Below are 23,041 nucleotides of genomic sequence, written 5' to 3' on the forward strand. Positions count from 1 at the left end.
GGATATCTGGAATTTGCAGGTATTGTGCCACTTTAATAAGTGAATGATCTTATTGATTTTTTCAATTATGCATTTAGTAATGACGACTTTTTGACGGCAAAGGCTGGCTAAAATTTGCCTCTGATAGCACCTTCATGAACGCAAGAAATCTAACAGTTCAGGCATTTGTTGTATGGCATCCTGATAACCAATTTCAATCAGGCGTTTGGTATAAGACTTCTCAAACAACAGGTAGCTGGTCAAGCTCGATTCTGAGTGCTGGGTGATGCCTGTTAACCGCAATAAACTTCGAACGGCCATTGGCAGCTGCAAAAAGTGCTGGCTGGCAATTTCATTAAAGTTCACGCTGGGATTGATTAAAAAGCTTTCTACTTTCTTCAGATCAGTCGGAATATTGTGTGCGTTTAAGGTATCTACGGTTTTATTGATCCTGTTCATGCGTTCTAAATCGGCATTCAGCGTATCCGAAAAAATCGTATCCAACAAATGACCAGCCACAGTAGCTAAACCAGGATGATGCGGCATAGCGTTCGCCAAGTCGCGGGTTCTGGGTTGCTCTAAACCTATGATCAGTATTTTTTCGGCTCCTAAATGAATAGGAGCACTCAGTGGTGATAACTGATTGACTGAACCATCGCCATAATAATGTTGGTGAATACGCACAGAAGGAAACACCAGAGGGATAGCAGCTGAAGCTAATAAATGATGAATACCCAGTAAGGTTTTTTGGCCACAGCGTTTGGCTCTGCGCCACTCGCTGGCTTCATTGCCCTGAAAAAAAGTAATGGAGTCACCCGTGTTGTAACTGGACGCTGTGACAGAAACGCTGGATAAATAACCGCCCTGAATGTTACGGTCTATGCGCTGTAAATCAACAATGTTATGCAGCAACAAACGCAGAGGTTTATTGTCCAGTAAGCTGACAGGCCTCTTATTGGCATAACCAGCTTGAAAGGCGCTTAAAAAACCACGTAACAAATGCCAGCCCAGACGTAAATAATCAGAGTAGTACACTTGATGGGTATGAAAATTGCGCCAGACCCACTCAATTTTTTTTACACCTAAATGAAAGCACGACGCATAGCAGGCAATACCAGTGGCATTGATGGCCCCTGCAGAGGTGCCACAAATAATCTCAAACGGAATTTTACTATTGCGTGGGTAATGCTGAGCCAGTGCTTTGAGCACGCCGACCTGATAAGCGGCTCTTGCTCCGCCCCCTGTCAGCAGCAAAGCAACTTTTTTATTAGTGTTTTCACCTTTTTTATTATCAGTCACTGAAACTTCTTAACTCTTTACAGACTCTCTGTTTATATATTGCTGAAAAGCAAAATAAATGCAACGCTATAGCTAGTTTTTCAATGGCTTAATATCACTGTCCCGAATAAGTGAAAGGAAAAAACAGAAATGACCGAGAAGGCTCCTGGCACAGGCCAGCAACAATATTACATAGGTTTAGCAGTGGTCGCTGTGACCCTTATTGCGATTGCCTGGTTTTTCTTCCGGGCTGAGGATACTTTGGTTGCAGAGCCTGAACCTACGCCAGTTCCGACCGTGCAACAGCCAGCACCTGCTGATGTACTGACTGCAGATAAAGAACCTGTCGATAGTTTGACAGTACAGGCTCAGGATGAAACTCCTTTGCAGGAGACACCACTGGACGATGCTGTGGCGGTTGAACCTACAGTGAAGTTACCCAGTCTGGATAACTCAGATGCAGAAGTGAAAAGTGGTTTATTAGGTTTACGCTGGAAGGCTGGTTTAGCCTCGTTGTTTGTGACAGAAGACATGATCCGTCGTTTTGTGGTCAATGTGGATAACATCGCTCAAGGCACATTGCCAAAAAATCAGCCACTGTTTCAACCCATGACAGTGAAGTTTGCCACCTTACCTGCTGATGGCGGAGCAGTGCAGCTGGACCCGGCTAACTTTGAGCGTTATGAGCCTTACCTGCAATTGCTGGAAAGCGTTTCAGTGACTGAAGTGAAACGTTTATTTGAATACTATTATCCGCTGATGCAGCAGGCTTATGCTGAGTTAGGGTACCCCAATGCTCAGTTTCGTGTACGTTTGCAGGAAGCGATTAAAGTACTGTTAGCAACTCCTGAAGTGGCACCCCCTATGGTATTAGCCCGTCCTAACGTCTATTACACTTATGCCGACCCGGAGATTGAAGCTTTGCCTTTAGCGCAACGTCAAATGATCCGTTTAGGGCCTGACAATCAAAAACGCTTAAAACGCGTGTTAGAAGCACATCAGCTGGTGCTGGCTCAGCCTTAATGCCGGCTTTACCTGCTATTCCGGCAAGTTTGCCACGCCGTCACAGTAACCTTGGCCAGAAACTTGGCCTCTGGTTACTGAAACTGCTGGGCGGCTGGAATATTCAGGGCGAAGTTCCTGCCCACAAAAAGATGGTCATTGCTGTTGCCCCTCATACCTCGAATCAGGATTTTTTTGTCGGTATAGCCGCAGCTTTGGCTCTGGATCTTAAAATTCGTTTTTTAGGCAAACATAGTATCTTTGTCTGGCCAGTGAAAGGTCTGTTGACTGCTTTGGGAGGCATCCCGGTCGATCGCAGTCATACTCGTGGCGTAGTAGGACAGGTGGTTGCTGAGTTCGAACAAAGCGATGCGTTGCTCTTGGGGTTATCGCCTGAGGGCAGTCGAAAGAAAGTAGCACAATGGCGTTCCGGATTTTGGCATATCGCCAAACAAGCCGATGTACCTATTTGTTTGGTCGGGCTGGATTATCAAAGCAAACAGTTTGTATTTGGTCCTTGTCTAACCCCTGGTGAAAATTTCGCCGATGATTTGCAGCAAATGCGCACATTTTTTCAGCAAATGACCGCAAAATATCCAGAAAATGCTTAAGTTCTTGCACAGCCAAAAGCTTTTAAGCATAATGCGCGCACCAGTTTTACTGGTACCTTCAATGGTGGCCTCATCGGTCCTCTCGCAATACTAATTCGTTCACCTGGTCAGGTCCGGAAGGAAGCAGCCAAAGCGGATAACGTATGTGCCGGGATGTCGGCTGGTGAGGTCGCCACCCAACTATCCTCTGTAACTACCCGCTGTAGTTATGTGTTGTCTAACAGTCAGGCTTGACTGCTTCTGTATCAATCATCATCTACTGTCGAGTTTTTACCTGAGTGTTGAATGCGGTCGATGACAATCACAGCTGCCAGCAACTGTGCTGTTAATTTAGGCTCGTAAATATCCACACCGTAAGTATCTGACCAGCTAAACCAGGACTTCGATACTTCTGCCAGTACCTTGCCGTTTTGGCTGATTTTGTATTCGTGTTGCCATAAATTGCCGTGCATTTCCAGTTCACCTGCTGGGCCTGTTATCGTAAAACGACTGGTCCAGAAGGGCCAAAAACATTTGCGGATCAGCCACTCACTGCCATCAGCGCAGAGCAATCGGCAAGCCGGCATGATGGTCAGATACTTACGTTTGATTTTTAAAAGCTCCAAGCCGCGGCTGTCAAACAGGGTTTGGCTGCTGGAGATACTGAAAAACTTGCCTTTGGCGCTAAAAGCCGCGTTGCCGTTTTCATCTTCAATAGTAAAGCTGTCGGTCAGGCTGAATATCTTTTGTTTGATTTTATATTTCATGGGGCAGCTCCTGCTTTAACATCAGCCTTATGCTGCCTGAGTTTTACGCTGGAGCAAAGTCATAACATAATGATTTACAAAAAAGTCGGAGAAGGAGAGCGGATATATTGTCTTGCGAATAACGCAGGTTAGAGCAGCAACTAACGCCGATAACCTGCTTGTAACAAAAAGTGGTAGCTTAGTTTTTGTTCTGATGCCGTTGTCGCAATACCTCAAGTACATCATGAAGCGCCAAATCCTGGCTTTTCAGCAATACCAATAGGTGATAAATCAAATCTGCAGCTTCGTTTTTCAGCTCTTCACGATCGCCTACTGTGGCTGCCAAAGCGGTTTCCACACCTTCTTCACCGACTTTTTGCGCGATGCGTTTGACGCCTTTGGCAAACAAAGAGGCGGTGTAGCTGGAGCTTGGATCTGCGCCGAAGCGGCTGTGGATCACTTGTTCTAACTGGTCCAAAAAGGCTAAGTCGGGCTGATTGGCATCGCTTTCATGCCAGCAACTTTCGGTACCGACATGGCAGGTCGGGCCAATTGGTAGTGCTAAAGCCAGAATACTGTCCTGGTCACAATCGGCGGCCATGCTTTGTAATTTCAGCGTATGACCAGAGCTTTCGCCTTTGGTCCATAAGCGGTTTTTACTGCGGCTGAAAAAGGTGACATCACCGGTTTCCAGGCTTTTTTGCAGCGCTTCTTTGTTAGCAAAACCCTGCATCAGTACTTTGCCGGAGCGGGCGTGCTGGACTATGACCGGCAACAAGCCATCGCCTTTGCTGAAATCCAGCTGGTCCAGATTGGTTAGATTTAATTTCATGGCCTGATCTCCAGCTTACGTTCTAATAAAAAGGTTTTTAGCTCTGGGATTGGAATAATGCCTTTGTGAAACACTGAAGCGGCCAAAGCGCCGTCTACATCGGCTTGTTCAAATACATCGGCAAAGTGCTGCATAGCTCCTGCGCCACCACTGGCAATCAGCGGCACTTTGCAGGCATTTCGCATCAGTTGCAGTTGTGTGAGGTCATACCCCTGACGCACACCATCCTGATTCATACAGTTCAGTACTATTTCACCAGCGCCCAGCTCCTGCACCCGCTTTAACCAGTCCAGCGTTTGCCAGCGGGTTTTCTGAGTGCGGCTTTCATCACCTGTGAACTGATAGACCTGATATTGGTCTGTTTCTTTATCAAAAAAACTGTCGATACCTATCACCACACATTGCTGACCGAAACTATGTTCCAGCTCGCTAATCAGTTCAGGTCGCGCCAGGGCAGGGCTATTGACAGAGATTTTATCTGCACCCATTTCCAGAATAAGGCCAGCATCAGCCACAGATTTAATACCACCAGCGACACAAAACGGAATATCGATCACTTCAGCTATACGGCGTACCCAGCTTTTATCGACTACACGGCCATCGCTGGAGGCGGTGATATCGTAAAACACCAGCTCGTCGGCGCCTTGTTCGGCGTAGGCTTTAGCCAGCGGCACTATATCGCCAATGATTTCATGGTTACGAAACTGTACGCCTTTGACCACTTTGCCATCGCGCACATCTAAACAAGGAATTATGCGTCTTGCCAGCATTGCATTGCCTCCTCTGCAGTAAACTTACCTTCCAGCAAGGCCCTACCTAAAATCACCCCTGCTACGCCTGTGGGTTTTAAGGCTTTGATATCAGCTAAAGAGCCCACACCACCAGAGGCTTGCCACTGAATTTGTGGGTACTTTTGTACCAGCTCGGCGTACAGCGCCACATTTGGCCCCTGCAAAGTACCGTCTTTACTGATGTCGGTGCAAAGCACATGTTTAGCGCCAGCTGCAATAAAACCATCCAGCACTTGCTCCAGCGTAATAGTCGACTCTTCAATCCAGCCGTGGCTTGGCAGAGTTTTGTCGCCTTTGGCATTGATAGACACATCCAGCGCCAACACTATTTTGTCGCCACCATAAGTTCTTAACCAGCCTTGCACTGTTTCTGGCTCACGAATAGCCACACTACCTACGACTACGCGGCTGGCACCTGCTGCCAGTAACTGTTCTACATCAGCTGCTGTGCGCACACCACCACCGACTTGTACTGGCAAAGGTGCGTTTTTCATTAAGCTGGTTAACAGCTCAAGCTGACGGTCAGCGGCGTTTTTCGCCCCTGTTAAATCCACCAGATGCAAAATGCCTGCGCCAGCTTCAGCGTATAAATCGCGCAGCTGTAATGGAGTTTGTTGATATTCAGTGGTTTTATCGTAGCTGCCCTGATAAAGCCGCACTGTTTTACCTTGTATTAAATCTATCGCCGGAATAATCACGTTTAATCCTGTAACGGCAAGGCCGGATGAGAAAAATTAACCATTAAAAGCCAAAAAATTCTGCAATAAACGAGCGCCGACAGCACCTGAGCGTTCAGGGTGAAATTGCGCACCTAGTTTATTGCCTTTGCCTATCACAGCGGCAAAATCACTGCCGTAATTGCAGCGTGCTAAGGTGGTGTCGGATGGCGCTACCGCAAAACTATGGACAAAATACACATAGTCTTTTTCGCCTATGCCCTTAAGCAGCGGGTGATTTTGTGCACTCTGTTCTACCTGCAACGTATTCCAGCCCATATGAGGTAAACGTAAATCACCGACTTGCATGCGCTTGACCTGACCTGGTATTAAACCTAAACAATCGACATCACCTTCTTCGCTACGGTCGGTCAACAGCTGCATGCCTAAGCAAATGCCAAGGAGTGGTTGCTCCGCCTGCTGTAAGGTGGCAATTAAATCGCGTTCACGCAAATTCGCCATCGCCTGACGGGCAGCGCCCACACCCGGCACTAATAAACGGCTGGCATTTTTAATCACGCTTAAATCACGGCTGACTTTAGCATCCACACCTAAGCGCTGGAAGGCACAGTAGACAGAGCTGATATTGGCGCAGCCAGTATCTACGATCACGAGCGACATTAAAGCACTCCTTTACTGCTTGGCAGGGCTTCGCCCGACACTTTAATAGCCTGACCAAGTGCACGGCCAAAGGCTTTAAATAAACCTTCCACCATATGGTGTTTATTGCCTGGACTGACTGATAAGTGCAGTGTCATCAGCATGGCGTCGCTTAAAGAGCGGAAGAAGTGGTGTACCATTTCAAGGTTCATAGTGCCGACAGCACCCTGGCCTAAATCGGCATCAAACTTCAGCAGCGGCCGGCCTGATAAATCCAGCACACATTCAGCGCGGCATTCATCCATAGGTAAGACAAAACCAAAGCGGGTAATGCCTTTTTTATTGCCTAGCGCTTGTTTTAACGCCTGACCTAAAGCCAGAGCTGTATCTTCCACGCTGTGGTGATCGTCTATGTGTAAGTCGCCTTTGACTTTGAGTTGCAGGCTAAAACCACCGTGGGTGGCAATTTGATCCAGCATATGGTCAAAAAAGCCAACGCCGGTTTCAATGACATTGCCGCCTTGCTGATCTAAATCTACATTGACCTGAATATCAGTTTCGCGGGTGACACGATTGACGCTGCCTTTCCGGCCCTTGCTTAACAGCTGTTTGGTAATTTCTTTCCAGCCTAAAGTGTCGCGGTCGTAACGGAACGAAGGCAGGCCCATATTTTCAGCCAGTTGTACGTCGGTTAACCGATCGCCAATGACAAAAGAGTTGGTGAAATCCACTTTGCCTTGTTGCAGATAGTCTTTCACTAAACCCAGCTTCGGCTTACGGCAGCTGCAGTTGTCTTTATCAAAGTGCGGGCAAATCAGAATATCGTCAAAACGAATGCCCTGCGAATTGAGCAACTGCATCATTTTTTCCTGCGGCGCATCAAAGGTATCACGCGGGAAACTTGAGGTGCCAAGGCCATCCTGATTGGTTACCATCACTAAGGAATAACCAGCGGCCTGCAACTTCAGTAATGAAGGTACAAGATCGGGCTCGTAAGCCAGTTTTTCCAATGAATCCAGTTGTTTATCTATTGGAGGTTCTTCCACCATAGTGCCGTCACGGTCGATAAATAAAATAGCTTTGGCACTCATAAAGACTCCTGGTTTTTTGATAAAGAATAAGACGACATAATTTGTTGTAACTGCGCCATTTCAGTGGCATTGCCAATGGAGACCCGAACCACCTGACCCAAACCAAGCTGACTGGATTGATTGCGGATCAGCACACCTTGCTCTGCAATAAAGCTTACCAGCGCCGTAGCGTCAGGCACGGCCAAGAGCACATAGTTAGCCTTAGACGGATAGACACGGCTTACATAACTCAGAGTCTCGGCAAAAGCGCTAAAGCTGTCGCGTAAGCTGTTGATTTGCTCCACTGCGGCACGCATTTTTTGCTGGCCCTGGCTTGATAACGCCTGCACCGCAATTTCAGCCACAGGAGCTGGCACAGGGTAGGGCGCTATCATCTGGCGAAGTGCTGCAATAACTGAAGGTTCTGCCAAAGTAAAACCACAGCGCAAGCCCGCCAAAGCAAAAGCTTTAGATAAAGTACGCAGCACCACTAAGTTGCTGTATTGGCTTAATAACCCAGCTACAGAAGCTTCTGGCGCGAACTCAATATAAGCTTCATCGACCACTACTAAAGCTTTATCTTTATAAAACTCCAGCACCTCGACAATTTGCTGACGGGGTATTAAATCGCCGGTTGGGTTATTGGGGCTACAAATAAACACCAGTTTCACATTGGCTTTTTGCGCAAATAAAGTCGGCAGATCCAAAGTTAAATCTTGGGTTAAAGGCACTATGTTTACATCCACCAGCTGGCTTTCAGCGCTGATTTTGTACATGCCATAAGTCGGCGGGCAAATGCTGATGGCGTCTTGTCCTGGTTCACAGAAGCTGCGAATTAAAAGCTCAATGCCCTCATCAGCGCCACGGCTAGTCAATACCTGATTGGTTTCTACGCCAGCGTAAGATGCATAAGCGCTGATCAAGTCTTTTGGCTGACAATCCGGGTATCTGTTGTACTGGCCTGACAGTGTATAGTCTGTTGCCATCGAGTTTTCGTTAGCATTCAGCCAGACCGAGCCGCCACTCATGCTTAAGCGGGCAGAAGCATAAGGCACCAGTTGTTGCACTTTTTGCCGGGCTAAAGAACTGATACGGCTCATGAACGATTTTCCTCTGAAATTTTTGCTGAAAGCTCTAACTCTGCTAATCGGAATGACACCGCATTGGCGTGCGCATCTAATCCTTCGGCTTTGGCCAGTTTAACAATAGTGGGGCCTAAATCGCGCATGCCAGCTGCTGTTAAGGTTTGCACTGTGTAACGACGATAAAAGTCGGCCAGACTTAAACTGCTGTGGTTACGACTATAGCCATAAGTGGGCAATACGTGGTTAGTACCACTGGCATAATCACCTGCCGATTCTGGCGTGTAAGGGCCAACAAAAATACTGGCAGCGTTGGTCAATTGGCCAAGTAGACCTTGATCGTCAGCGGTTTGAATAATTAAGTGTTCAGGCGCGTATTGATTGCTCACTTGTGCCGCCGTCGCTAAATCCGGTGTTAAAATCAGTCTGCTGTTGGCAAGTGCTTTTTTAGCAATTTCAGCTCGTGGTAATAAAGCCGTCTGACGTTTTAACTCACTGATGGTATTGACCAGTAAAGCTTCGCTTGGGCTGACCAACACCACTTGTGAGTCCGGGCCGTGTTCGGCCTGGGACAATAAATCTGCCGCTACGAACACCGGATTGGCGTTGTCATCGGCAATCACTAAAACTTCAGAAGGGCCGGCTGGCATATCAATAGCAGCACCACGGGCATCCTGGCTAACTTGCTGCTTCGCTTCGGTAACAAATCTATTGCCAGGGCCAAAAATCTTGTCCACTTTGCCAATAGTTTCAGTGCCATAGGCTAAGGCCGCGACTGCCTGAGCACCACCTAAAGTATAAATCTCCGTAATGCCACAAAGTGATGCTGCATACACAATCTCAGCTGCAATATCGCCTGCTTCAGGCTGACCAGGAGGTGTGACTAACACCACACGGCGGCAACCGGCCAGTTGAGCAGGCACACCCAGCATCAGTACAGTGGAAGGCAGAGGGGCGCTGCCACCTGGTACATACAAACCCACCTGATCCAAAGCACTGTAATTCAGTTCACAGACCACACCCGGCTGAGTTTCAATGCGGATATTTTGTGGCAACTGCGCCGCGTGAAAGGTGCGGATATTACGGTACGCAATCTGAATGGCAGTTTTTAGCTCATCGGATAAAGAGGCGATTAAGCGTTGTTGCAGTGTGTCCGCCAAACGTAAAGGGTTGCTTTGCAGCTTGTCAAATTCGCGGCTAAAACGGAGCAAAGCTGCATCGCCTTCACTACGCACAGCGCGGATAATGTCCCGCACAGTTTGTTTTAAGCTGTCGGATTCCTGCTGCAGCGGGCGCTCTAATAAAGCCTGCTGCGCAGTTTTATCCAGTTGTTGCCAGTTGCTGATCTGAAACTGCATCTTTTACTCCATCATCTTTTCAATGGGTAATACAAGAATGGAGCTGGCACCTAAGCCTTTCAGTTGCTCCATGGTTTCCCAGAACAAAGTTTCGCTGCTGACTACGTGCAAAGCCACTAAATCGTCATTACCTGCCAGTGGCAATAAAGTTGGGTTTTCGGCGCCTGGCAGCAGAGCTATCACTTCCTGCAAACGGGCGCGTGGTGCGTGCAACATAATGTATTTGCTTTCATTGGCTTGCATCACACCCTGAATACGTGGCATCAGTTTTTTAATCAGTTTCAGTTGTTTCTCATCAGCTAAATCACGGCGCTGAATAAGTACTGCTTTGGAGCGGTAAATCACTTCCACTTCTTTTAAACCATTGGCCTCTAACGTAGCGCCTGTGGAGACTAAATCACAAATGGCGTCGGCTAAACCTGCCCGTGGCGCCACTTCAACCGAACCTTTTAAATTGACGATACGGCAATTGACGCCGTTTTGTTTTAAATAGCGATTCAGCAAACGTGGGTAGGTGGTCGCAATAGTGCGGCCTTCTAAATCTTTGATGGATTTATAATCTTCTTCCTGTGGTACTGCGATAGATAAGCGGCAGCCACCAAAGTCTAGACGAGCCAGCACAGTGTAATCGTAAGTTTCGTTGTCCATTTGACGTTGCAAGGAGACTTCTTCCAGCACGTTTTCGCCAACAAAACCTAAGTCACAGACACCATCCATCACTAAACCCGGAATATCGTCATCACGTACCCGCAGTAAGTCGATATCCATATTTTCTACATGGGCAATCAGGCGCTGTTCGCGTAAGTTGATTTTTAAACCGCAGCTTGTCAATAGTGCCTGAGAGTCTTGCGACAGGCGGCCTGACTTCTGAATGGCGATACGTAATCTGTTGGTAGTGACTGTCATGTTATCTAGTACCTTATAAAATTGTAAAACAAAAACCCCGGGATTTTAGCCCCGGGGTTCAGTTGGAATTGGTTTGCACTTTCTCCACCGCAGGCTGGTTATGACCTAGCCTCCAATGTCAACACGGACCGGCTAGTCGGATAAATGATGGTGATGATGCCAGTGGATGTTGATAGTCATGGAAAGTTACTCCTCGTTAAGATGTATACAAGCTAACGGCTTTTTGTCATTCAGGCAACAGAATTTTTTGTTTCAGCTGTATTTTGTTTTGAAGCTGATTTTTTGTTATCTGTTTGTTTTTATTTGTTTATATGGTTTTTTTTGTTGTTTTTTTATAGTCTGAACTGAATAAGTTATAAAAAAAATAACTCTGAAGGGGAGGTTGAAAAATAATCAGGTTGTATAGATAAAGTTATTTGTGTTACTGCCGATAACAGAGCAAAGGAGGGGTTTATGGACGCTTTATTTCCCTATTTGTATAGAACACCAGGCACGCCAGCTGAACAGTCTGGACCTATGATCGCGCCTGTGTACAAAGATGCCAAGATCAGTGCTTATGAAAAAGAGGAAAAGCGTTTCCTGATTTTACTGAAAGATCAGCCTAAGAAACGTCAGGACAGGCGTCGTCGTGACGACTATCCACCTGCGCCTCAGACCACTCCTGAGGAAGAGCAGCGTGTGGATGACGAAGGACATTTAGATATTTTTATCTAGCCAAGGCATAATAGCGCAAATTCTTGCCGGGCCTTGTTTATGCTGTTGTCTGTTCTTCTCCCCATCAACTCTGTGTTCTTTTACTGCTTATGTTAAAAAAAGTGCAGCAGGCTTTTGCCGAACAAGGAGCTTTATCTAAAGCTATCGAAGGTTTTAAAGCCCGTGAGCCACAAAAGCTGATGGCGGCTTCTGTGACCAAATCCATTGAAAACGGCAACGCGTTATTAGTGGAAGCGGGCACAGGTACTGGCAAGACTTACGCTTATTTAGTACCTGCTTTGTTATCCGGCAAAAAAGTGATTTTATCCACTGGTACCAAAAACCTGCAGGAACAGCTGTATTTCCGCGATTTACCTACAGTATTAAAAGCTCTGGCTTTGCCGGTCGATACTTCTTTATTAAAAGGCCGCTCCAACTATTTATGTTTATTCCGTTTAGATCAGCATTACCAGCATGTGCCAACCGCAGATGCGGCTGTGATCAATGATTTAAGCCTGATCAAAAAGTGGTCCAACGAAACTCAAAGCGGCGATATAGGCGAGCTGACTTATATAGCCGAAGACTCCAAAGCTTTGCCACTTGTCACCAGTACAGCAGACAACTGCCTGGGTAAAGACTGCCCATCCTATGAAGACTGCTATTTGCTGCGCGCCCGCAAAAAGGCGATGCAAGCCGATTTAGTGGTGGTGAACCACCATTTGTTTTTTGCTGATATGGCGCTGAAAGACACGGGTTTTGGTGAGTTGTTGCCCACTATGGATGTGGTGATCTTTGATGAAGCCCACCAAATTCCGGATATCGCCAGTGAGTATTTTGGCGAAACCTTATCCAGCCGTACTTTGCTGGAGCTTTGTAAAGAGCTGGAGCTGATTTGTAAAACTGAATTACGTGATCATCCGCAATTGAGTAAAACAGCAGACAAGCTGGCAACTTTAGTGCGGGACTGGCGGTTACTTTGGTCGGATGAACCTGAACGCGGCAACTGGCGTGACAGCAGTAAAAGACCTGATGTGCAAGTGGCGCTGACCCGTGTCTCTGAAGCCATGGGTATGCTGTATCAGGTGCTTAAAGGCAGCTTGGGTCGCAACGAAGTGGTGGATCACTGTTTTGAGCGGCTGGCTTTGGCTAAAACTCAGCTGGAAAAACTACAGGATGTCAGCAAAACTGGTGTGAGTTTTTGGTATGAAACCACCAGACAGCATATCAGCTTGCATTTAACGCCTTTAAGCATTGCCGATAAATTCCGCGAGCTGGTGTTTGCCGAAAAACGCAGCTGGATTTTTACTTCAGCAACCTTGTCGGTGGATCAGGGGTTTGCCCACTATATTGAACAAATGGGCTTGCAGCAGGCAGATACTCTGCTACTCGACAGCCCTTTTGATTACGAACAACAAGCCATGTTGCTGGTGCCGCGTTATTTGCCTGAACCCAATGATGCCCGTATGGGCAAAGCGCTGCTAAAATTGGCGGTGCCTTTAATTGAAGCCAATCAGGGCCGCTGCTTTTTCCTCTTTACCAGCCACAGAATGCTGCAGTGGATGGCCAACGAACTGCCACAGCATTTGTCTTTGCCTGTGCTGGTGCAAGGGACAACCAGTAAACGCTTATTGCTGGAACAGTTTGTTGAAACCAAACATGCTGTGCTGCTTGGCACCGGCAGTTTCTGGGAAGGTGTGGATGTGCGCGGTGACACTCTAAGCTGCGTTATTATCGACAAGCTGCCTTTTGCATCGCCTGATGATCCTTTATTACAAGCTCGTAATGAAGATTGTCAGATGAAGGGCCTCGACCCATTTGCTTTAGTGCAATTGCCACAAGCAGTGATCACCTTAAAGCAGGGCGTTGGGCGTTTAATCCGTGACGTGTCAGACCGTGGTGTGCTGGTGATTTGTGATAACAGATTAGTGACCCGGCCTTATGGTTCAGTATTTTTAAAAAGCCTACCGCCAATGCGCCGTAGCCGGGATCTGGGCGCTGCGATAAAGTTTTTAGAAGATTTACCCAAATAAAATGAATTGTAGAAAAGGAGCCACCTGTTGAAATTACTGGCATTAGATACCTCAACCGAAGCTTGTTCAGTGGCTTTAACTGTTGATGGCAAAATTTGGACTTTGGATGAAGTTTGTCCGCAGCAACACAGTAAACGTATTTTGCCTATGGTGCAGCAGTTGTTGTCTGAAGCGGGCTTAACCCTGCAACAACTGGATGGTCTGGTGTTTGGCAAAGGCCCTGGTAGTTTTACCGGTGTGCGTATTGGTGTGGGTGTATGTCAGGGTTTGGCTTTTGGCGCTGAAATTCCGGTTTATGGTGTATCAACCCTGGCTGCTATGGCACAAGCTGCATACAGACTGCATCAGGCTCATCAGGTGGTGGCTGCTATAGATGCACGCATGAATGAAGTTTATCTGGCCAGTTTTCAGTTAGATGAGCTGGGGCTGATGCAAGCGTTAAGCACTGAAGTCGCGGCTAAACCAAGTGATTTATCTGGTCCTGTGTTAAAAGGTCATATTTGTGCTGTGGGAACAGGCTGGAAAACTTATGCGCAGCAACTGGAAGACTGGCATAAAACTAGCAACAGCGGATCCGAGGATCTGGCGCAAGTTCATCATAGCCCTGTGATTCTGTATCCTTCAGCGCAGGATATGTTGAGTCTGGCGGCAACTCCGTTCCGGCAGGGGCAGTTTATTGCCGCCGAACTGGCAGAACCGACTTATGTGAGGGACGAAGTGACCTGGCAAAAGCTCCCTAACAGATAATAAAAGTGACTTGGCGAATTTTTTTGCTAAGTTATACTGGCAGCAAATAAAGGCGAACTTTGAGCAGTTATGACAATAGCCGTCAGTCGTGATGTACCCAAAAGCCCCAGTGTCGGGCTGGTATTTCAGGGCAATAAAACTAAAGCCGTTGAGGCTGAACAGCAAAGTAAAACCATACTGGTACCTTCAGGTTCCGGTGTGCGTGCTGATGCTCAGGTTTTGTCTATGCTGGATCAGCAGGAAGCCCAAAAACGTACCACCTACGATCAACCCAAGCAGCGTAACCAGCAGGCCTTAAATGCTTACGAAATGCTGGCTAATCAGGAAAAACGCGACAAAATACAACAGATGTTTAGTCTGGATTTATACGCTTAGGCCGCCTCAAGCAACGCTGTTTTTTAAAGCTGGGATCCACCTGACGAGAATACACGTATAAACCATACTATTAGTTTTGAGTGTATGTTTATGTCCCGTTACTGTTTAATCACTGGTGCAAGTTCAGGTTTAGGTCGTGAGCTTGCCATTCAATACGCCGAACAAGGCTGGCAAGTGATCGCCGTTGCACGTTCCGTCAACGCGCTGAATGAACTACACAACCAATACAAAAACATCCATGCTTTTCCTTTGGATTTGACCAATACAGAACTATTCTCTGCCGCTGTCGTGCAGTTGAGTCAACAGATCCCTGCGTTGGATCTGGTTATTCTCAATGCCGGCAGTTGTGATTATGTTGATGTGACCCAGCTGCCTTTGGATATTTTTGATCGCACTATGGCGCTGAACTTTCAAGCTCAGGTTGCTGCAGTGAAATTGTTATTACCTCTGCTACAAAAATCAGCAGACGCAACCCTGGCTATCGTCAGCAGTCTGGCTCACTTGTTCCCTTTTACCAAAGCTCAGGCTTATGGTGCCAGCAAAGCCGCTTTAAGTTATTTCGCCGACAGCTTGCGAGTTGATTTGACAGGGAGTGGTGTAGGTGTTTGTTTGATTGAACCCGGTTTTGTCGACACTCCTTTGACTCAGAAAAATGATTTTAAGATGCCTTTTTTGCTACAGGTCGAAGATGCAGCAGGGCGGATCCGTCGCGGACTTGATGCACAGCAACAAAGGATACGTTTTCCAAAACGTTTGGTGTGGAGCCTGCATCTGCTGAATTGTTTGCCCTATTCGTTGCGTTGCAAAGTCGCTGCCGGGATGCGTCAGTCATGACTAAGATGAATTGGCCCGTACTGATTGGCTTCAAACTGAGCTGGTTTGCCCTTGTCTTGTTGCAAAATATGCTGCTTATTCCGGTAGTACTTTTTGTATTCTGGGCCTTGTGGCGTTGTAACAGGGCTGAACGTTTGGCGTGGCTGGCTCTGGCTGCGGTGGGCATAGCTCTGGATTCGGTGTTGCAATACAACGGTGTATTAAGTTTTACTTCTTCTGAGTGGTTACCCTGGTGGATGCTGGCATTGTGGTTGGTATTCAGTTTAGTGGTGGTGCAGGTATTTTCAGTGTATCTACAAAATTACTGGCTGGCGGCACTTATTGCGGCTGTGTCTGGTCCAATGGCATATCTGGGCGGCGCAGCATTAAGTGGTCAGATGCAGGTGAGCAACACCACAGAAGCTTATATAGCATTAGCTTTATGTTGGGGCTGCTTTGGTGTGTTAGCAGGATGGAGCAGACGATTTTATGCGTAACATTTTAGTGATCTTAGCTTTTGCCTGGAGCTTTAGTTCCCAGGCTATGCCAGATAACATCAAGCTCGTTGGGCAAGGCCAGTTTAGTTATTTATTCTGGGACTTGTATCAGGCTCAACTGTACACCGCAGATGGTCAATGGAGTAATTACCAGCAAAGTGCACCGCTCGTGTTGAAGCTCACTTATCAGCGTGATATCAGTAAAGCTGATTTTATTGAAGCGACAGTGGATCAATGGAAACATCTGCAGGGTAAGGTGTCTACTCAGCATCAGGAGTGGGCCAAACAATTGGATCAGCTTTGGACAGATGTCAAAAAAGGCGACCAGTTGAGTTGTGTTTTATTAGCTGATGGTACAGTGCAGTTTTACTTCAACGATAAGCTACTTGGCGATGTAGCAGACCCTGCTTTCGGTCCGGCATTTTTAGATATCTGGCTGTCGGAGAAAACATCTGCGCCAAAGCTGAGAAAACAATTGCTTAAAACTTCAGCATAAAAAGTGAGGCGCGATTTGGGGTGATGCTGGCTTTCTGTACTGCATCCAAACAAAATCTACGCCTCCTGTTCCTTCTAGCTGTATTTCTAATTTAGTTTGTCGTGTTTTTCATCTCATTTACTTTCAATTTTTTTACAAAACAAAAGCGGCTCCGCATTTGTTTATTTATTCATCTTTCCTCAAGAGGCCGTAAATAAGGCTGATTTCATTATTTTTTTTAATAAACAGCTAGATAGCTCGATTGCGCCGTTTTTGGTTGTTTAATTCTAGTACAGCTATGTTGTTTATTTTGTGTTCGCTTTCATATGTTGTTGATTCTTATCATTAATTTAACACCTGTGTTATTTGCGGCAGATGCCAATTAACGTGACTATTTAAGCCTCAAAAGCGGTTGACCCCGACAAAAAATTACCTTTATTATCCGCCGCCGTTTTGGGTTGTCCCAATGCAGGCGTGTTGTAACTTCAATCGGCGCCCATGTCGATTGCCGTAAAAATAAAGCCACTACTCGGTGGTCCAGGGAGACAAAATGTTTGTAAGTAGTAAGTTGTCAAAAGCTGTAAGTTTGGCTGTTGCTTTTGGCGCTGTATCAGGCGTCACTTTTTCTGGTTCAGTACATGCTCAGGAAACTGATAATGTTGAACGTATTCAGGTTACTGGTTCAAGTATCAAACGTACTGACATTGAAGGTGCTTTGCCGGTTCAGGTTCTTGACCGTGCTGCTATCGACCGTTCAGGTCTGGCAACTGCTGGTGACTTAATCCAGTCTATTCCTTCTATGCAGGGTTTCACTACTGATGGTGATTCTGTAGGTGGCGGCGGTGGTGGTATTAAAACTGCTTCTTTACGTGGTTTAGGTTCTGACTACACTCTGGTTCTGATCAACGGTCGCCGTATGGCACCACGTGGCTCAGGTTCTACCATTGACCTGAACTCTATCCCATTAGCAGCTATTGAGCGTGTTGAAGTACTGACGGACGGCGCATCTGCTTTGTACGGTTCTGACGCTATCGCTGGTGTAGTTAACTTCATCACTAAGGATGACGCCCAGGGTGTGAACCTTTCTGCTCGTTACAACAAGCCACAAGAGAAGAATGGTACCAGCGATAACTTCTCTATCACTGGCGGTTTAGGCGATTTTGATGCAGATGGTTACAACGTGCTGGTGTCTTACAGCCGTGATTCACAGGAACAGTTAAAAGCGACTGACCGTGAGTTTTCCAAGACAGGTATTATCCCGTTCAATTTAAATAACAAACAATATTACTACGTTGCAGGCTCGCCAAATGCCATCCCTGCTAACGCTCGTTATGTATACACTGGCGCTGATGGTAAACCGGTTAACTCAGCTGTATTTAACCCTTACGCGAAACAAAATGGTGGCTGTGCTACTGATAACTTTGAAGCTTCAGGCTTATGTCAGTTTGACTACACTACGACAGTAGAAATTCTGCCAGAAAGTGAGCGTGATTCTTTAATGCTGGGCGCGGACGTTGCGCTGACTGATGACGTGAAGCTTTTTGCTGATGTAATGTACTCTGATTTCTCTCAGACTACCCGTATCGCTCCTAACGCAACAGGTTTCTTCCCATTAGCTGCAGATTCTGCCTTAGCACAGCAATACGTGATGCCTTATGTTGATCCTGCTCACCTGGGTTCAGTTACGTCTGTACAGGCACAATGGCGTGCATTACCACTGGGCGGCCGTGCTACTGAGTGGAACACTAAATCAACGCATATCGTAACTGGTGTTGAGGGTGTGTTTGATACTATCGACTATTCAGCTGCTTTCACTTACTCAAAGAACGACACTGACGAAAACGTTGCTGGTGGTTACCCGATCTTTGATAAATTCATGACAGCTGTAAGTTCTGGCTTAGTCAACGTCTTTGATACTCCGGATAAAATCAGTGCTGAAGGTCTGCAGGCTCTGCAAGATTCTCAGTACTATGGCAACTGGAGCAACGATACCACTGAAGTAAAAGGCGTTGATATCAAAGCCTCTACTCCAGTGTATGAATTGCCTGCCGGTGATGTTTATATTGGTACAGGTGTTGAATTCCGTAACACTCACTATGTCAGCTCATTGTCTGATGCAAACAAACAGGATCTGCTGTTAGGTGCAAATATCGGTTCAGAGTATGACTTAAGCCGTGACAACTACGGTGGTTTTGTTGAAGTGATAGTTCCGGCTCTTGAGAATCTGGAACTGACTGGTGCTGTGCGTTATGACAACATTGGTGAAGTGACCTCTGACTTCGTGTACAGCGAAGATGGTATCGCAGGTCCAGGCAGCTACAAAGTCAACGATTCAATGAACGACACGACTTATAAGTTGGCATTACGTTACAACGTGACTGATGATTTATTAGTACGTGCCTCAACAGGTACTGGTTTCAAAGCACCTTCTATGTTGGATTTAGGCCAGCCTAAAGTTGAATTCGGTGTGACAAGCAGCCCGTACTCTTGCCCATTTGCTGGTACTTCAGACCCGCTGGCTGCAGTATGTAGCCCGTCTCCACAACAGTTTGAAGCTTTCAGTCAGGGTAACCCGAACTTAAAACCAGAAGAGTCTGAACAGTACACTTTAGGTTTTGTTTATGCGCCTGATAACAACTTCAGCTTCAGCATGGATTACTGGAATATTGAACTGACCAACCTGGTGACTTCTGTGACTGAGTCTCAGATCGTCAACAACCCGGGACGTTACCGTGATCTGTTCACTACCAAGACCAACAAGGCAACAGGTCAGGAAGAACTGGCTATCATATTCGCCAGCGTCAACGTAGGCCAGTCTATCAACAAAGGTATTGACTGGGACTTAACTGTAGGCAATGACTTATCTTTTGGTCGTTTAACTACGACGCTTGCTGGTACTTATGTATTAGATAGCAAATATACCCGTCCTGGTACTACGGATGACTGGATCAGCAGCTTAGGTCGTTTTGGTGATGACAATGAAGTTGTATTCAGAACTTTAGCTAAGTTCAGCAACACCTTAACGCATGGTGATTTCACTCACAGTGCAATCCTGAACTACCGCAGTGGTTATGAAGATCAGGCTCAATATGCCGCTTCACGCACAGTGCGTTTAGATTCAGTAACAGGAGCTGGTGCAGACGTTCAACTGAGCGTGCCGTCTTACGCTACTATTAACTACCAGACCAAGTACCAGGCGATGGAAGCTCTGGGCGTAACTTTTGGTATTAATAACTTAGCTGACCGTGCTCCTCCACTGTCATTACGTACTGGCGGTGCTGGTCACCAGGTTGGTTTCGACCCACGTTACACTGACGTATACGGTCGTACTTTCTACTTAGGCCTGGACTACAAGTTCATGTAATCTGAAAAGCTAAGGGCGTTTCTGTACTAAGCAGAAGCTTCCCTTGAGCACATAAAAAACCCCACTGCATGCAGTGGGGTTTGTTTTTTCAATAACTAAATATTACTTTTTCTGCTGGATAAACTGGATCAGCTTTCCGGCAATTTCAGTATTGTCCTGAAAACCTGCGAATAGTTGTTTATCTGCACCGTAAGCCAGAACTGGTACATCAGCTGCCGTATGGCCACCGCTGGTCCAGCCTGTGGTCGAATGGTGATCAATACGTTGTTTGACTGCGGTCGCCAGAGCCTTTTGTCCTTGGCTGCGGGCCTTACTTAGTAACGCTTGTTCATCCGTGCTCAGCTCAAGACTGGTGAGGCCTAACCATGCCTGATACATCACTTTTTCATCTTTCAGAGCTAACAACTGGCCAGCTATATAGTCGCCGGAATGTTTAACTTTTTTAATGACATCGCGTTTCCAGCTGTATTGACCGCTGGCACCCAAAGATAAACCACCGGTTTCATGATCAGCTGTCACTACTAAAATAGTATCAGGGTGACTATCCACATAAGCTTTGGCTACTTTTATAGCTTCAGCAAAATCGTGCATTTCAGCCATAGCGCAGGCAATATCATTGGCATGACCACACCAGTCAATCTGGCTGCCTTCAATCATCACCACAAAACCTTTTTCGGCTGGGGATAACAGTTCCAGCGCTTTTTCTGTCATTTGTTTTAATGGCAAAGGTTCTGGATTATCCAAAGCGCTGTCAAATCCCTTAGGTGCAAATAAACCCAGTGCAGGTAATGTATTCAGCGTTTTTAAGCCAGCCCAACTGTCTGTGTATTGAAAGCCCGCTTGCTTAAATTCCTCTACCAGATTACGGTCTTTGCGGATGAAATAACTGGTGCCGCCACCGAGCATTAAATCGGCAACGATCTGGCCATTTACTTTGTTGTCGATGTAATCATCTGCGATCTGATCGTAGTTTTGACGGCTTTGGTCATGCGCCAGAAAACCGGCAGGAGTGGCGTGGTTAATTTGCGCCGTGACGACCACACCTGTCTGCATACCTTGGGCTTTGGCTATTTCCAGCATAGTGGTTAAAGGTTTATGGTCGTGATCAACCGCGATAGCACCGTTGTAGGTTTTATGAGTGCTGGACAAGGCAGTGGCCGCAGCCGCGGAGTCGGTGACGACTGTATCGTCATCCGGATAGGTGCTGGCATTACCAATCCATAATTCATCAAACACAGTGCGCTCTACCACTTTGGTATCCGGGTTATCCATGTAATACCGGTAAGCAGCTAAATACGCAGGGCCCATGCCATCGCCAATCATATAAATAATATTTTTTGGGGCTGCAGTCACAGCAAAAGATGTAGAAGCAAGGCAAGCAAGACTGATCAAACTTAATTTTTTTAACATAAGAATACTCTGTGGGTAACTAAAAATCTGGTGCGACCAGAGCCGGTATGGTGAGGTTATCTTACGTCAGTGACCAAAATATGACAAAACTGTAAAGAGTCCAAACGCGACCAATAGACGTAAAAGCAGGACTGAACCAGGTAAGAATAAAACTTCAGATATAAGTGTTGCGGAGCCGATCACGCTTGGCTTAGAGTAGTGACGGAACTAAAGCCGCTACACCTTATCTAACAGGCCGTGTAGTTAATGAGGTTAAAAAGTCATGAGTAAGAAGTTTGTCGTTGTTGCTTTGAGTCTGATGGCGTTGGCTGGCTGTGCCAGTTATCCGGAACCAGTGCGTATTGCTGATAACGTAGCCTTAACCAGTTATGAAAATGCCACTCAACAGAATATAGATTTTGGTACAGCACGTTGGAGTGGTGTGATTGCAGAGATCAGTAATCAAGCCAATCAAACCCGTCTGGAGGTTGTGTACTTCCCGTCAGGCTCTAATGGTCGTCCGTCTGTGTCTGATCAAACGCAGGGCCGTTTTGTGACTTACATCAAAGGCTTTTTAGACCCTATGGTGTACCAGCGAGGTAAGTCGGTTACAGTGCTTGGAGAGTTGACTCGTGCTGAAGTTGGCAAAGTGGATGAGTATGAATACCGTTATCCGGTGATTAAAGATGCGAGGGTGTATTTATGGCCAAAACAGGAAGAACGAATTGAGGTCATTGATACCTGGCCTATGATGCGTCCTTATCCTTATTACTGGGGCTACAGTCCTGGTATACGCGTCCGCACTATTACAAAACAACATTCGACAATACAAGGCCCAGTACATGTTGACAATAATAAACAAAATAAAGTGCAACCTTAATTTAGTTATAGTTTCAGCTGCGCTTTGTAGCGCAGCTGCCTTAGCTGAAACTCCTTCTGCACCCGATCTGGCTGCGCTAGCGGATCATTCATTTCGAAGCGCAGAAGATAAAGCCCGAAACCAATACCGTCACCCGGTTGAGACTTTGACCTTTTTTGGCATTCAACCGAATATGTCTGTGCTTGAGATATGGCCTGCCCGCGGTTGGTATACAGATATTCTGGCGCCTTATTTAAAAGATCAAGGCAAGTTAAGCATCGCTAACTTCCGTGTAGATGACGGTACTATGCAAGATGACAGGAAAATCTTCTGGAGTCGCATCAGTGAAAAACTCAGCCAGCGTATTCTGCAACATAAAGATCACTTTGGAACTGTGTCGCAGACTGAATTTGATCCACCTGCTTACATGTATCTCGGGGCTGCCCAACAATACGATTTAGTGCTTAGTTTCCGTAACGCACATATCTGGAACGAACAAGGTTATTTGCTGGATGTATTTCGCGCTGTATTTGATGTACTCAAACCTGGTGGGGTCTTTGGTATAGTCGAACACAGAGCTAGTCGTGTCTCTGAAATCTCCAGTTCGGCTGTAGAAGGTTATCTTGATGAGTCTTATGTGATTGCAGTCGCGGAACAAGCCGGTTTCACTTTGCAAGCCAAATCAGAAATCAACGCGAATCCAAAAGATACCAAAGATTATCCAAAAGGTGTGTATGCCTTACCACCAACTTTGGCTATGGGCGCTGTAGACAGAGCTAAATATCTGGCGATAGGAGAGAGTGACCGTATGACTTTAAAATTTGTCAAAACCGTCAGTCACTAATGCAG

General features: G+C 46.5%; 23 protein-coding genes and 1 other RNA gene. 13 read left to right on the forward strand and 11 right to left on the reverse strand.

The window, feature by feature from the left end; translation table 11 throughout:
* Positions 1-132 precede the first annotated feature (132 nt).
* Positions 133-1,278, reverse strand: a complete 1,146-nt coding sequence (locus WH43_RS15600) for a patatin-like phospholipase family protein (protein WP_053425501.1) — start codon at positions 1,276-1,278, stop codon at positions 133-135.
* A 129-nt stretch (positions 1,279-1,407) separates the two neighbouring features.
* On the opposite strand from WH43_RS15600, the gene WH43_RS15605 reads away from it, so the two are divergent.
* The 3 genes from WH43_RS15605 to ffs all read left to right on the forward strand — a co-directional run bounded on the left by WH43_RS15605 (position 1,408) and on the right by ffs (position 3,039).
* The gene (locus WH43_RS15605) at positions 1,408-2,280 is read left to right on the forward strand and encodes a DUF3014 domain-containing protein (RefSeq protein WP_053425502.1); all 873 of its coding nucleotides are present in this window, start codon (positions 1,408-1,410) and stop codon (positions 2,278-2,280) included.
* Complete coding sequence (locus WH43_RS15610; RefSeq protein ID WP_053425503.1) at positions 2,280-2,870, forward strand: lysophospholipid acyltransferase family protein; 591 nt, start codon at positions 2,280-2,282, stop codon at positions 2,868-2,870. Before WH43_RS15605 ends, WH43_RS15610 begins: the two co-directional genes overlap by 1 nt.
* Positions 2,871-2,941: 71 nt before the next feature.
* An RNA gene (gene ffs / locus WH43_RS19885) (signal recognition particle sRNA small type) lies at positions 2,942-3,039 on the forward strand.
* Between the two features lie 76 nt (positions 3,040-3,115).
* Here ffs and WH43_RS15615 read toward each other — a convergent pair.
* From WH43_RS15615 to hisG, 9 genes are all read right to left on the reverse strand, one after another.
* Positions 3,116-3,616 (reverse strand): LURP-one-related/scramblase family protein, encoded by a 501-nt coding sequence (locus WH43_RS15615; RefSeq protein WP_053425504.1) that lies wholly within the window; start codon positions 3,614-3,616, stop codon positions 3,116-3,118.
* Positions 3,617-3,794: 178 nt separating this feature from the next.
* Positions 3,795-4,427 carry a bifunctional phosphoribosyl-AMP cyclohydrolase/phosphoribosyl-ATP diphosphatase HisIE gene (hisIE, locus tag WH43_RS15620; RefSeq protein WP_053425505.1) on the reverse strand — a complete coding sequence of 211 codons (633 nt, stop codon included), beginning with the start codon at positions 4,425-4,427 and terminating at the stop codon, positions 3,795-3,797.
* Complete coding sequence (hisF, locus tag WH43_RS15625) at positions 4,424-5,197, reverse strand: imidazole glycerol phosphate synthase subunit HisF (RefSeq protein ID WP_053425506.1); 774 nt, start codon at positions 5,195-5,197, stop codon at positions 4,424-4,426. The genes hisIE and hisF overlap by 4 nt, the downstream gene beginning before the upstream one ends.
* On the reverse strand, positions 5,179-5,916 hold the full coding sequence (hisA, locus tag WH43_RS15630; RefSeq protein ID WP_053425507.1) for a 1-(5-phosphoribosyl)-5-[(5-phosphoribosylamino)methylideneamino]imidazole-4-carboxamide isomerase: 738 nt from the start codon (positions 5,914-5,916) through the stop codon (positions 5,179-5,181). Before hisA ends, hisF begins: the two co-directional genes overlap by 19 nt.
* A gap of 36 nt (positions 5,917-5,952) precedes the next feature.
* A complete protein-coding gene (hisH, locus tag WH43_RS15635) occupies positions 5,953-6,555 on the reverse strand; it encodes an imidazole glycerol phosphate synthase subunit HisH (protein WP_053425508.1) in 603 nt (200 codons plus the stop codon).
* Complete coding sequence (gene hisB / locus WH43_RS15640; RefSeq protein WP_053425509.1) at positions 6,555-7,625, reverse strand: bifunctional histidinol-phosphatase/imidazoleglycerol-phosphate dehydratase HisB; 1,071 nt, start codon at positions 7,623-7,625, stop codon at positions 6,555-6,557. Before hisB ends, hisH begins: the two co-directional genes overlap by 1 nt.
* Positions 7,622-8,704, reverse strand: coding sequence for a histidinol-phosphate transaminase (gene hisC, locus WH43_RS15645; RefSeq protein WP_053425510.1), 1,083 nt, complete (start codon positions 8,702-8,704; stop codon positions 7,622-7,624). The genes hisB and hisC overlap by 4 nt, the downstream gene beginning before the upstream one ends.
* On the reverse strand, positions 8,701-10,044 hold the full coding sequence (hisD, locus tag WH43_RS15650; RefSeq protein ID WP_053425511.1) for a histidinol dehydrogenase: 1,344 nt from the start codon (positions 10,042-10,044) through the stop codon (positions 8,701-8,703). The genes hisC and hisD overlap by 4 nt, the downstream gene beginning before the upstream one ends.
* Before the next feature lie 3 nt (positions 10,045-10,047).
* The gene (hisG, locus tag WH43_RS15655; protein WP_053425512.1) at positions 10,048-10,950 is read right to left on the reverse strand and encodes an ATP phosphoribosyltransferase; all 903 of its coding nucleotides are present in this window, start codon (positions 10,948-10,950) and stop codon (positions 10,048-10,050) included.
* A 453-nt stretch (positions 10,951-11,403) separates the two neighbouring features.
* On the opposite strand from hisG, the gene WH43_RS15660 reads away from it, so the two are divergent.
* The 8 genes from WH43_RS15660 to WH43_RS15695 all read left to right on the forward strand — a co-directional run bounded on the left by WH43_RS15660 (position 11,404) and on the right by WH43_RS15695 (position 19,944).
* Complete coding sequence (locus WH43_RS15660) at positions 11,404-11,664, forward strand: hypothetical protein (protein ID WP_053425513.1); 261 nt, start codon at positions 11,404-11,406, stop codon at positions 11,662-11,664.
* 89 nt (positions 11,665-11,753) lie between these two features.
* On the forward strand, positions 11,754-13,673 hold the full coding sequence (yoaA, locus tag WH43_RS15665; RefSeq protein ID WP_053425514.1) for a DNA repair helicase YoaA: 1,920 nt from the start codon (positions 11,754-11,756) through the stop codon (positions 13,671-13,673).
* Positions 13,674-13,700: 27 nt separating this feature from the next.
* A complete protein-coding gene (gene tsaB / locus WH43_RS15670; protein ID WP_053425515.1) occupies positions 13,701-14,420 on the forward strand; it encodes a tRNA (adenosine(37)-N6)-threonylcarbamoyltransferase complex dimerization subunit type 1 TsaB in 720 nt (239 codons plus the stop codon).
* 69 nt (positions 14,421-14,489) lie between these two features.
* The gene (locus WH43_RS15675) at positions 14,490-14,795 is read left to right on the forward strand and encodes a hypothetical protein (RefSeq protein ID WP_053425516.1); all 306 of its coding nucleotides are present in this window, start codon (positions 14,490-14,492) and stop codon (positions 14,793-14,795) included.
* A gap of 90 nt (positions 14,796-14,885) precedes the next feature.
* A complete protein-coding gene (locus WH43_RS15680; protein WP_053425574.1) occupies positions 14,886-15,629 on the forward strand; it encodes an SDR family NAD(P)-dependent oxidoreductase in 744 nt (247 codons plus the stop codon).
* Positions 15,626-16,105: a DUF2878 domain-containing protein gene (locus WH43_RS15685; protein ID WP_053425517.1), complete on the forward strand. Its 480-nt coding sequence runs from the start codon at positions 15,626-15,628 to the stop codon at positions 16,103-16,105. The genes WH43_RS15680 and WH43_RS15685 overlap by 4 nt, the downstream gene beginning before the upstream one ends.
* A complete protein-coding gene (locus WH43_RS15690) occupies positions 16,098-16,601 on the forward strand; it encodes a chalcone isomerase family protein (protein ID WP_053425518.1) in 504 nt (167 codons plus the stop codon). Before WH43_RS15685 ends, WH43_RS15690 begins: the two co-directional genes overlap by 8 nt.
* 529 nt (positions 16,602-17,130) lie before the next feature.
* Positions 17,131-19,944, forward strand: a complete 2,814-nt coding sequence (locus tag WH43_RS15695) for a TonB-dependent receptor (protein ID WP_053425519.1) — start codon at positions 17,131-17,133, stop codon at positions 19,942-19,944.
* A gap of 102 nt (positions 19,945-20,046) precedes the next feature.
* Here WH43_RS15695 and WH43_RS15700 read toward each other — a convergent pair whose 3' ends face one another.
* Positions 20,047-21,354, reverse strand: coding sequence for an alkaline phosphatase (locus WH43_RS15700; RefSeq protein ID WP_053425520.1), 1,308 nt, complete (start codon positions 21,352-21,354; stop codon positions 20,047-20,049).
* 262 nt (positions 21,355-21,616) lie between these two features.
* Here WH43_RS15700 and WH43_RS15705 point away from each other — a divergent pair, with 262 nt between their 5' ends.
* Both WH43_RS15705 and WH43_RS15710 read left to right on the forward strand, forming a co-directional pair.
* Entirely contained in the window at positions 21,617-22,213 is a 597-nt protein-coding gene (locus tag WH43_RS15705; protein ID WP_053425521.1) for a Slp family lipoprotein, read from the forward strand.
* Positions 22,176-23,036: a class I SAM-dependent methyltransferase gene (locus tag WH43_RS15710; RefSeq protein WP_053425522.1), complete on the forward strand. Its 861-nt coding sequence runs from the start codon at positions 22,176-22,178 to the stop codon at positions 23,034-23,036. The genes WH43_RS15705 and WH43_RS15710 overlap by 38 nt, the downstream gene beginning before the upstream one ends.
* Positions 23,037-23,041: the final 5 nt, after the last annotated feature.

Source organism: Rheinheimera sp. KL1, from assembly GCF_001275035.1.
Taxonomy (GTDB): domain Bacteria; phylum Pseudomonadota; class Gammaproteobacteria; order Enterobacterales; family Alteromonadaceae; genus Pararheinheimera; species Pararheinheimera tangshanensis.